5 protein-coding genes are annotated in these 12,119 nt (G+C 54.9%); all 5 read left to right on the forward strand.

The annotated features are described in order from the left end of the window. Nucleotides 1–70 precede the first annotated feature (70 nt). The 5 genes from rpoB (at nucleotide 71) to fusA (ending at nucleotide 12,100) form a co-directional block, all read left to right on the forward strand. Nucleotides 71–4,228, forward strand: coding sequence for a DNA-directed RNA polymerase subunit beta (gene rpoB, locus ABWH92_RS13250; protein ID WP_375574248.1), 4,158 nt, complete (start codon nucleotides 71–73; stop codon nucleotides 4,226–4,228). A 134-nt stretch (nucleotides 4,229–4,362) separates the two neighbouring features. Then, the gene (gene rpoC / locus ABWH92_RS13255) at nucleotides 4,363–8,574 is read left to right on the forward strand and encodes a DNA-directed RNA polymerase subunit beta' (protein WP_375569092.1); all 4,212 of its coding nucleotides are present in this window, start codon (nucleotides 4,363–4,365) and stop codon (nucleotides 8,572–8,574) included. 544 nt (nucleotides 8,575–9,118) lie between these two features. Then, on the forward strand, nucleotides 9,119–9,490 hold the full coding sequence (rpsL, locus tag ABWH92_RS13260) for a 30S ribosomal protein S12 (RefSeq protein WP_375569094.1): 372 nt from the start codon (nucleotides 9,119–9,121) through the stop codon (nucleotides 9,488–9,490). A gap of 12 nt (nucleotides 9,491–9,502) precedes the next feature. After that, a complete protein-coding gene (rpsG, locus tag ABWH92_RS13265) occupies nucleotides 9,503–9,973 on the forward strand; it encodes a 30S ribosomal protein S7 (protein WP_375569096.1) in 471 nt (156 codons plus the stop codon). Between the two features lie 36 nt (nucleotides 9,974–10,009). Beyond that, nucleotides 10,010–12,100, forward strand: a complete 2,091-nt coding sequence (fusA, locus tag ABWH92_RS13270) for an elongation factor G (RefSeq protein WP_375569098.1) — start codon at nucleotides 10,010–10,012, stop codon at nucleotides 12,098–12,100. Nucleotides 12,101–12,119: the final 19 nt, after the last annotated feature.

Consider the following 12,119-nt stretch of genomic DNA (forward strand, 5'->3'; position numbering starts at 1 on the left):
CATACAAGGAGCGGACATGGCGACCATCGACGTGGCAAATACTTCAACGACTTCCGATCTTTCGCGCAAAATGAACACAGTACCGGTGACGAGCTTTTCTGTGCGCTCGCGCCCACGGCGCATGTTTGGCAACATTCGCGAAGTTGCCGATATGCCCAATCTCATCGAAGTGCAGATGGCATCTTACGAGCAGTTCCTGATGGTGGACGAGCCAGAAGGTGGCCGCCCGGATGATGAGGGGTTGCAGTCGGTTTTCAAATCGGTGTTCCCGATTTCGGACTTTGCTGGCACTGCCATGCTGCAATTTGTTCGCTACGAGTTTGAACCACCCAAATATGATGTTGATGAGTGCCGTCAGCGGGGCATGACGTTCTCAGCGCCTTTGAAAGTGAACCTTCAGCTCATCGTGTTTGATGTGGATGAAGAAACCGGCGCCAAGTCGGTCAAGGACATCAAAGAGCAGGACGTCTACATGGGCGACATGCCGCTGATGACGACGAACGGAACGTTCATCGTTAACGGCACCGAGCGCGTGATCGTTTCGCAGATGCACCGCTCACCTGGCGTGTTCTTCGACCATGACAAGGGTAAGTCACACTCGTCTGGCAAGCTTCTGTTCGCCGCGCGCATTATTCCTTACCGCGGTTCGTGGTTGGATATCGAGTTCGATGCCAAAGACATTGTGCATGCGCGCATCGATCGTCGGCGGAAGATCCCCGTGTCATCCCTGCTTTATGCGCTCGGCCTCGACACCGAAGAGATTTTGAACACTTACTACACCGCTTCGGTTCATACCAAGACGAAGACCGGTTGGAAAACACCGTTTGACGCCGGGAAAATGGAAGGCATGAAGGTCACACGTGACCTGATCAATGATGCCACCGGCGAAGTTGCTGTTGAATCCGGCAAAAAAATCACACCACGTCAGGCCAAGCGTCTCGCTGACGAAGGTTTGAAAAACCTGCGCGTGGAAGCCGAAGACATGATCAGCCAGTATTTGGCTGAAGATGTCGTGAACATGGAAACCGGTGAAATTTACGCCGAAGCTGGTGAAGAAATCACCGAAGAGCTGATGGAAAAACTGCTTGAGCTTGGCTTCAAGTCGTTGAACCTGCTCGACATCGACCATGTGAACACCGGTGGCTACATCCGCAACACGCTGATGGCTGACAAGAACGAAAGCCGGGCTGAAGCACTGTTTGACATCTACCGTGTGATGCGCCCAGGCGAGCCGCCAACCATTGAAGCCGCTGAAGCGATGTTCCAGTCGCTGTTCTTCGATGCTGAGCGCTATGATCTTTCCGCCGTCGGTCGCGTGAAAATGAACATGCGTCTTGATCTGGATGCTGAAGACACCGTTCGTACGCTGCGCAAAGAAGACATTCTGGAAGTGCTGCGCACACTGCTTGGTCTGCGTGACGGCAAGGGCGAGATTGATGACATCGACAATCTAGGTAACCGCCGTGTGCGTTCCGTTGGCGAGCTGATGGAAAACCAGTACCGCGTTGGTTTGCTACGTATGGAGCGGGCCATCAAGGAGCGCATGTCATCGGTCGAGATCGGTACGGTGATGCCGCAGGACTTGATCAACGCCAAGCCTGCCTCGGCCGCGGTTCGTGAGTTCTTTGGTTCCTCGCAGCTTTCGCAGTTTATGGATCAGACGAACCCGCTGTCTGAGATCACTCACAAGCGTCGCCTGTCTGCGCTTGGGCCAGGTGGTCTGACACGCGAGCGTGCAGGCTTTGAGGTCCGCGATGTTCATCCAACGCACTACGGCCGCATCTGCCCAATTGAAACGCCGGAAGGCCCGAATATTGGTCTTATCAACTCGTTGGCGACATTTGCTCGCGTGAACAAGTACGGCTTCATCGAAACGCCTTATCGCAAAGTGAACGACGGTAATGTGACCGACGAAGTGGTCTTCTTGTCGGCGATGGAAGAAGCACGTCACCATATTGCACAGGCGAACTCTGAGCTTGACAATGATGGTAACTTCATCAATGAGCTGGTTGTGTGCCGCCACCAGAGCGATGTGATGCTCACGCCGAAAGAGCGCGTTGACCTTATGGACGTGTCTCCGAAGCAGCTGGTTTCTGTGGCTGCCTCGCTGATCCCGTTCCTTGAAAATGATGATGCTAACCGCGCTCTTATGGGCTCGAACATGCAGCGTCAGGCCGTGCCGTTGGTGCGCGCTGAGGCGCCGCTGGTCGGTACCGGCATGGAGCGCATTGTGGCGCAGGATTCTGGCGCTGCGATTGGTGCACGTCGCACAGGCATCGTGGAGCAGGTGGACGCAACCCGTATCGTTATTCGTGCCACCGAGGACCTCGATCCCGGTCGTCCGGGTGTTGATATCTATCGCTTGATGAAGTTCCAGCGTTCCAATCAGAACACCTGTATCAACCAGCGTCCGCTTGTGACGATCGGCGATGAGGTGAAGAAGGGCGAAATCATCGCTGACGGTCCATCGACTGAGATGGGTGAGTTGGCACTCGGTAAAAACGTGCTCGTCGCGTTTATGCCCTGGAACGGCTACAACTTTGAGGACTCCATTTTGATGTCCGAGCGCATCGTGAAAGACGATGTGTTCACGTCCATCCACCTTGAAGAGTTCGAGGTGATGGCGCGCGACACCAAGTTGGGCCCGGAAGAGATCACCCGTGATATTCCCAACGTTTCTGAGGAAGCGCTGAAAAACCTTGATGAGGCCGGCATGGTCTATATCGGGGCGGAAGTTGAAGCTGGCGATATCTTGGTCGGTAAGATCACCCCGAAGGGCGAAAGCCCGATGACGCCGGAAGAGAAGCTTCTGCGTGCCATCTTCGGTGAGAAAGCATCTGATGTGCGCGATACCTCGCTGCGCGTGCCTCCCGGTGTGAAGGGAACCATTGTTGAGGTTCGCGTCTTCAATCGCCATGGCATCGACAAAGATGAGCGCGCGATTGCTATTGAGCGTGAGGAAATCGAACGCCTCGGCAAAGACCGCGATGATGAGCAAGCAATCTTGGATCGCAACGTATACGGTCGTTTGGCCGACATGCTGTCGGGCAAAAAAGGTATTGCCGGGCCTAAGGGCTACAAAAAGGGTGATGCGATCACCATCGATGTGCTCAACGAGTATCCGCGTTCACAGTGGTGGACGTTTGCGCTCGACGACGACACGCTTATGGGTGAAATCGAAGCGCTGCGTGCACAGTACGATGAATCCAAGAACCAGCTTGAACAGCGGTTCATGGACAAAGTTGAGAAGCTGCAACGAGGCGACGAGCTTCCCCCTGGCGTGATGAAGATGGTCAAAGTCTTCGTCGCAGTGAAGCGTAAGATTCAGCCAGGCGATAAGATGGCTGGTCGTCACGGCAACAAAGGTGTGGTTTCGAAAATCGTGCCGCAGGAAGACATGCCGTTCCTTGAAGATGGGACGCCTGTCGATGTGGTGCTGAACCCACTTGGTGTGCCGTCGCGTATGAACGTGGGGCAAATCCTTGAAACCCACATGGGTTGGGCTTGCTCGGGCCTTGGGAAGTCGATCCAGAAAGCGGTTGATTCCTATCGCAAGGAAGCTGACGTAGCGCAGCTTCAGGAGCGGATCACTACGATTTATGGTGACGCCGTTGAGGTGGACAAACTGTCGGAAGGCGAGATCGTTGGTCTTGGCAAGCAGCTGTCGAAAGGGGTGCCGATCGGTACTCCGGTCTTTGATGGTGCCCGTGAACCTGATGTGGCCGAGATGTTGGAAAAAGCAGGTCTTGATCGTTCAGGCCAAGTCACGCTGTTTGATGGCCGCACTGGTGATCAGTTCGATCGCAAAGTGACGGTTGGGTACAAGTATGTACTCAAGCTGCACCACTTGGTGGATGACAAGATCCACGCGCGTTCGATTGGACCATACTCACTTGTCACGCAGCAGCCGCTGGGTGGTAAGGCGCAGTTTGGTGGCCAGCGCTTTGGTGAGATGGAGGTCTGGGCTTTGGAAGCTTACGGCGCGGCCTATACCCTCCAAGAGATGCTTACTGTGAAGTCCGATGACGTGGCCGGTCGTACCAAGGTGTATGAGGCGATCGTGCGTGGCGAGGATGCGTTTGAAGCTGGTATTCCAGAAAGCTTCAATGTGCTCGTCAAAGAGATGCGTTCACTCGGCCTCAATGTTGAGTTGGCCCAGAGTGAGGAAGACGAGGATGATGAGGACATCATCGACGTTGAAATTCCAACACAGGACGCTGCTGAGTAACACAGATACCAAGGGGCAGGGCGCTTTGCCTTGTCCCTTGGAGCGCGTGAAGAAACAAATATCAGGGTGTTCCAGGCTGCCAGTGGCGCAAGGCAGATGCAGCACCCAGGGTTTAGACCCTTAGGAGACACGCTTTGAACCAGGAAATCCAAAACGTCTTTGGCCGTGACTTGCAGTCCACGATGCCAAGTTTTGACCAGATCCGCATTTCATTGGCGAGCCCGGAGAAGATTCTCTCCTGGTCGTATGGCGAGATCAAAAAGCCTGAAACCATCAACTACCGTACGTTCAAGCCTGAGCGGGACGGTCTTTTCTGTGCGCGTATTTTTGGCCCGATCAAGGACTATGAGTGCTTGTGCGGTAAATATAAGCGCATGAAATACAAAGGTATTATCTGCGAGAAGTGCGGTGTTGAGGTCACCCTGACCAAAGTGCGCCGCGAGCGTATGGGCCATATCGAGCTGGCCGCGCCGGTTGCGCATATTTGGTTCCTGAAGTCGCTGCCATCGCGTATCGCGACGCTGCTGGACATGGCGCTCAAAGACGTGGAGCGCGTGCTCTACTTTGAGAACTATGTTGTCACCGAGCAGGGCCTGACGCCGCTCGCGCCTTACCAACTGATGTCGGAAGAAGAGTATCTTCAGGCGCAGGATGAATATGGCGCTGACAGCTTCACCGCGATGATCGGTGCTGAGGCAATTCGTAAGTTGCTCGGCGATCTGGATCTGCCTGTGCTGCGCGATCAGCTGAAGCAGGAAATGGCTGAAGCAACCGGTGAACTGAAGCCGAAAAAACTGGCTAAGCGTATCAAGCTGATCGACGCGTTCCTCAACTCTGGCAACAAGCCTGAGTGGATGATTATGACCGTTGTGCCGGTCATTCCCCCTGATTTGCGTCCCTTGGTGCCGCTGGATGGTGGTCGCTTTGCGACGTCGGATCTCAACGATCTTTATCGCCGCGTGATCAATCGCAACAACCGTTTGAAGCGACTGATTGAGCTGCGAGCGCCTGACATCATCATCCGTAACGAGAAGCGTATGCTTCAAGAGGCGGTGGATGCGCTGTTCGACAATGGTCGTCGTGGCCGAGTGATCACCGGCGCCAACAAGCGTCCGTTGAAGTCACTTGCTGATATGCTCAAAGGTAAGCAGGGCCGGTTCCGTCAGAACCTGCTTGGTAAGCGAGTCGACTATTCCGGTCGCTCTGTGATCGTGACCGGTCCAGAGCTGAAGCTGCACCAGTGTGGCTTGCCGAAGAAGATGGCGCTTGAGCTGTTCAAGCCGTTTATCTATTCGCGCCTTGACGCTAAGGGCTACTCCAACACCGTCAAGCAAGCCAAAAAGCTGGTGGAGAAAGAGCGTCCGGAGGTTTGGGACATCCTCGATGAGGTGATCCGTGAGCACCCGGTTATGCTCAACCGTGCGCCGACGCTTCACCGTTTGGGCATCCAGGCGTTTGAGCCGGTGCTCATCGAAGGCAAGGCCATTCAGCTTCACCCGCTGGTATGTACTGCATTTAACGCCGACTTTGACGGCGACCAAATGGCTGTCCACGTTCCGCTGTCGCTTGAAGCGCAGTTGGAAGCGCGCGTCTTGATGATGTCAACGAACAACATTCTGCATCCGGCAAATGGTCAACCGATCATCGTGCCGTCGCAGGATATGGTTCTTGGCCTGTATTACCTGACCATCGAAGCGGACAATGAGCCCGGCGAGGGCATGGTGTTCGGGTCGACAGGCGAGGTGCAAGCCGCGCTTGATGCCAGTGTCATCACGCTGCACACCAAGATCAAAGGTCGCTACAAAACCGTAGATGCCGATGGCAATGCCGTCTCGGAAATTCATGACACGACCGCTGGTCGCTATCTCTTGGCCGATCTGTTACCGAAGAATGCCAAGGTGCCGTTTGACGCCGCCAATCGCCTGATGACCAAAAAGGAAATCAGTCGGATGATCGACGCGGTCTACCGCGCATGCGGTCAGAAAGAGACCGTGATCTTCGCCGACCAAGTGATGGGCTTTGGTTTCCGTCAAGCCTGTAAGGCTGGCATCTCGTTCGGTAAGGACGACATGGTCATCCCCGACACCAAGAAGGGCCTCGTTGATGAGACCCGGACGATGGTTGAGGAGTTCGAGCAGCAGTACAATGACGGCCTGATCACCCAAGGTGAGAAGTACAACAAGGTTGTTGATGCTTGGGCCAAGTGCACCGACAAGATCGCCGACGAAATGATGGCGCGGATTTCCTCTGTCGAAATCGATGAGGAAACAAATCGCCAGAAGCCGATCAACTCGGTTTACATGATGGCGCACTCCGGTGCCCGTGGTTCGCCGGCTCAGATGAAACAGCTTGCTGGTATGCGTGGCTTGATGGCTAAGCCGGATGGCTCGATCATTGAGACGCCGATCACGTCGAACTTTAAAGAAGGCCTGACTGTGATGGAGTACTTCAACTCCACCCACGGTGCGCGTAAGGGCCTCGCTGATACGGCGCTGAAAACGGCCAACTCCGGGTATCTGACCCGCCGTTTGGTCGATGTGGCGCAGGATTCGATCATTAGCCAGGTGGATTGCGGCACCGATAAAGGTATCCGCGTCCAGGCCATCGTCGATGCTGGTCAGGTTGTGGCTTCACTCGGGCAGCGTGTGCTTGGTCGTACGGCTGCCGATGATGTGATCCACCCTGAAACGCTTGAAGTGGTGGTTCCTAAAGGCACTCTAATCGACGAGAAGGCGGTGATTGCCATTGAAGAAAGCGGCGTTCAGGGCGTGAAAATTCGCTCTGTGCTCACCTGCGAAACGCGTCACGGCGTTTGCGGCACTTGTTACGGTCGCGACCTTGCTCGGGGCACGCCTGTGAACATGGGTGAGGCTGTGGGTGTTATCGCTGCACAGTCCATTGGTGAGCCAGGCACGCAGCTTACGATGCGTACGTTCCACATTGGTGGTACGGCCCAGGTTGTCGATAGCTCGTTCATTGAGTCGAACAATGAGGGCACGATCAGCCTTCGCAACCGCTCTGTGTCCCGCAACACCGAGGGTCATCTGATTGCGACCGGTCGGAACATGTTCATTGTCGTCACTGATGATCAGGGCAATGAAGCGGCGGTGCATCGTGTGACCTATGGCTCGCGCTTGCTGATTGAAGAAGGTGATACGGTTCGCCGCGGTCAGCGCATGGCGGAATGGGATCCTTATACTCGTCCGATCTTGGCTGATGTGGATGGTGAGGTTGAGTTCGAAGACTTGGTCGATGGCGTGTCCATGTCCGAGCAGGTTGACGAAGTTACCGGTATCGCCAAACGTCTGATTATTGATTGGCGTTCCACGCCGCGCGGGGCTGATCTGCGTCCTGCTATGGTGATCAAGGACAAGAAGGGCGAGATTCTCAAAACCGCGCGCGGTGGCGATGCTCGTGCTCTCTTGCCTGCCGATGCTGTTCTTTCCGTGTCGCCAGGAGATAAGGTGAAGGCCGGTGACGTGCTTGCACGTATCGCGCTCGAAAGTGCCAAGACCCGTGACATCACCGGTGGTCTGCCGCGCGTTGCAGAACTCTTTGAAGCGCGTCGTCCAAAAGATGCAGCCATCATGGCTGACATTGATGGTGTGGTTCGCTTTGGCCGTGACTACAAGAACAAGCGTCGGATTTCGATCCAGCCGCACGAAGAGGGTATGGAGCCAGCTGAATATCTGATCCCGAAATCCAAGCACATGCAGCTTCAGGATGGGGATGAGGTTCAGAAAGGCGACTTCCTTATCGATGGCCTGCCAGCGCCGCACGATATTCTTGCGGTCAAGGGCGTGGAAGAGTTGGCGGCCTATCTCGTCAACGAAATTCAAGAGGTCTATCGCCTGCAAGGTGTGCTTATCAACGATAAGCATATTGAGGTGATCGTGCGTCAGATGTTGCAGAAGGTGGACATCACCGATCCGGGCGACAGTGAGTTCCTGGCCGGTGAACAGGTTGATCGCATTGAGCTTGAAGAGCTCAATGAGCAACTGACCGCCGATGGCAAGAAGCCTGCGTCGGGCACGCCGGTGCTGCTTGGTATCACCAAGGCATCGCTGCAAACCCGTTCGTTCTTCTCCGCGGCATCGTTCCAGGAGACCACACGTGTCCTCACCGAGGCTGCGGTCAACGGTAAAGTCGACACGCTCGAAGGCTTGAAAGAGAACATCATTGTGGGTCGTTTGATCCCAGCCGGTACTGGCCGGATGATGAACAAGATCAAGCAGGTTGCAGCCAAGCGCGATGATCTCATTCTTGATGCGCGTGAAGCCGAACCGGTTGTCGATGTGGAAGCGGTCTTGGAAGACCTTTCCGAGCAGACACCCGCAGCCGAGTAACCTGGTTCGAAAACGAAAATCAGAGCCGCTGGAATCAGGTTTGGTTTCAGCGGCTTTTTTATGTCAGCGATACCTTGTGCCTGTGCGAACGAAAGTTGCGCCAAGTGCCTGTTTCGCGAAGTGTTTGTAGGTGTGAAAGCTAGAGCTGAGCCCTTGTGGCCCTTGAGATTGACGAACTTTGCCTTAACCGGCCAAATTTCTGGTTAGGGGCTTGACCATACGCCTAACCCATCGTATCCACCGCTCACTTTTGCGGCAGGCCGTGGTTCGCAAAGCCTTTTAGCTTGTGTCAATTCGCAAGCTGGCTTGGTTCCAAACGCTGCTTTGACTGGCTGCAAATTTAAGCATGTCACGACTGAGATACCCGCACTTCGGTGCTTTCTTGGTCCTCTGATTGCAAAGCGCCCGGGGAATGCCCCGAATGGCGCTTTGTTTGTTGTCGTTAAGGTATGCGTCTTGAGGCTTTGGCTTAGACGCAATTGATGAGGCGAAAAGCGATCGGCTGACGAGGCCGAAGCGTTCGACCAAAAAGGAAGAGGCTTAGATGCCAACTATTAATCAGCTGATCCGCAAGCCACGTCAGGCTCCGGTCAAGCGTAACAAAGTTCCGGCACTGGAGCAGAACCCGCAAAAGCGCGGCGTTTGCACCCGTGTCTATACCACGACCCCAAAGAAGCCGAACTCGGCCCTTCGTAAGGTTGCCAAGGTGCGCCTGGTAAACGGCTTTGAGGTCATCGGCTACATCCCAGGCGTTGGCCATAACCTGCAGGAGCACTCTGTTGTGATGCTTCGCGGTGGTCGCGTGAAAGATTTGCCGGGTGTGCGTTATCACATTCTGCGCGGTGTTCTGGATACCCAGGGCGTTAAAGACCGTAAGCAGCGTCGTTCGAAATACGGCGCTAAGCGTCCTAAGTAAGGGTAAGAAGCGATGTCACGTCGTCACGCAGCCGAGAAGCGCGTCGTCAACCCCGATCCCAAGTTCGGTGATCTGGTTGTCTCAAAATTCATGAATGCCATCATGATCGATGGCAAAAAGTCTGCCGCTGAGCGCATTGTGTATGGTGCTTTTGACACCATTGAAACGCGGACTGGACAGAACCCGCTGGAAGTTTTCCATCAGGCGTTGGGCAACGTTTCCCCGTCGGTTGAGGTTCGCTCACGCCGTGTCGGTGGTGCGACCTATCAGGTGCCTGTTGAAGTGCGAACCGAGCGTCGCCAGGCCTTGGCGATCCGTTGGTTGATCTCGGCAGCTCGCGGTCGCAACGAAAACACCATGGTGGATCGTTTGTCGGGCGAGATGCTGGACGCGTCGAGCAACCGTGGCACTGCCGTTAAGAAGCGCGAAGATACGCACCGGATGGCCGACGCCAACCGCGCCTTCTCGCACTATCGCTGGTAATTTAGGACCTTTTGGTCCGCTAAGGAGCATCCCCCCATGGCACGCGAATACGTCATCGAGGACTATCGTAACTTCGGCATCATGGCCCACATTGACGCTGGTAAGACGACCACGACCGAACGCATCCTGTACTATACGGGTAAGTCGCACAAAATCGGTGAAGTACACGACGGCGCTGCGACCATGGATTGGATGGAGCAGGAGCAGGAGCGTGGCATTACGATTACGTCTGCTGCGACCACCACTTTCTGGGAAGGCCGTGACGGCAAGAAGCGTCGCTTCAACATCATCGACACGCCAGGTCACGTGGACTTCACCATTGAAGTGGAGCGTTCACTTCGCGTGCTTGATGGCGCGATCGCGCTGCTTGACGCCAACGCTGGCGTAGAGCCGCAGACTGAGACAGTGTGGCGCCAGGCTGACAAGTACCATGTGCCGCGTATGATCTTCGTCAACAAGATGGATAAGCTTGGCGCTGACTTTTACAACTCAGTTGAGATGATCAAAGAGCGTCTTGGTGGCAAGCCCATCGTGATGCAGTTGCCGATCGGGGCTGAGAATGATTTCGCCGGTGTTGTTGATCTCATTGAGATGAATGCCTTGGTCTGGAAATCTGAAAATCTTGGTGCCGAGTGGGATGTTGTTGAGATCCCTGCGGACCTGAAAGACAAGGCTGAAGAGTTCCGTGAGCAGCTGATTGAGACCGTCGCCGAAATGGATGACGATGTCATGGAAGCGTATCTCGAAGGCGAAATGCCAGACAACGACACCATTCGTCGCTTGATCCGTAAGGGCACATGTAACGTTGAGTTCTTCCCAGTCTTCTGTGGATCTGCCTTTAAGAACAAAGGCGTGCAGCCGCTGCTCGACGCTGTGGTCGATTTCCTCCCATCGCCGGTGGATATCCCTGCCATTAAGGGCATCGATGTAAAAACTGATGGTGAAATCGAGCGCAAAGCTTCCGATGATGAACCACTTTCGATCCTCGCGTTCAAAATTATGAACGATCCGTTCGTTGGTTCGCTCACATTCTGCCGTCTTTATTCCGGCGTGCTTGAGCAGGGCTCTACCTTGCTTAACTCGGTGAAAGACAAGCGTGAGCGCGTAGGCCGTATGATGGCTATGCACTCCAACAGCCGTGAAGACATCAAGGTAGCCTACGCTGGTGACATTGTCGCGATTGCTGGTCTGAAGGAAACAACAACAGGCGATACGCTCTGCGAGCCGCTGAAGCCTGTAATCCTTGAACGTATGGAATTCCCTGAGCCGGTCATCGAGATCGCTATTGAGCCGAAGACTAAGGGCGACCAGGAGAAGATGTCCATCGCGCTGAACCGTCTCGCAGCTGAGGACCCTTCATTCCGCGTGAAAGTTGACCATGAATCTGGTCAGACAATCATCGCTGGAATGGGCGAGCTTCACCTCGACATTCTGGTTGATCGCATGAAGCGTGAGTTCAAGGTGGAGGCCAACATCGGTCAGCCGCAAGTGGCTTACCGCGAGACCATCACGAAGACGGCCGATGTTGATTACACCCACAAGAAACAGTCCGGTGGTTCAGGTCAGTTTGCGCGCGTGAAGATCACTATTGAACCTGGCGAGCCGAACTCTGGTTACGTGTTCACTGACACAGTTGTCGGCGGTAATGTGCCGAAGGAATACATTCCTGGTGTCGATAAGGGCATTGGGTCGGTTATGTCATCGGGTCCGATTGCTGGCTTCCCGATGCTCGACATCACAGCAACACTGACCGACGGCGCCTACCATGATGTGGACTCCTCGGTGCTTGCCTTTGAGATCGCTGGGCGTGCTGCGTTCCGTGAAGCCGTTCAAAAAGCCGGTCCAAAACTGCTTGAACCGGTGATGAAGGTCGAAGTTGTAACCCCGGATGAGTATGCCGGTTCGGTTATGGGTGACCTTAACTCACGTCGCGGCCAGATCCAGGGCACCGAAACGCGTGGTGTGGCCACCGTTATCAACGCCTTCGTGCCGCTGGCTAATATGTTTGGCTATGTGTCCGCGCTGCGGTCTTCAACGCAGGGCCGTGCGCAATACACCATGCAGTTCGATCACTATGAGCAGGTTCCGCAAGCCATCGCGGAAGAAGTTAAGTCGAAGTACGCCTGATCCAGGCAACGCGACACTC

This window comes from Ahrensia marina (assembly GCF_042140245.1).
In the GTDB taxonomy this organism is placed as follows: Bacteria; Pseudomonadota; Alphaproteobacteria; order Rhizobiales; family MH13; genus MH13.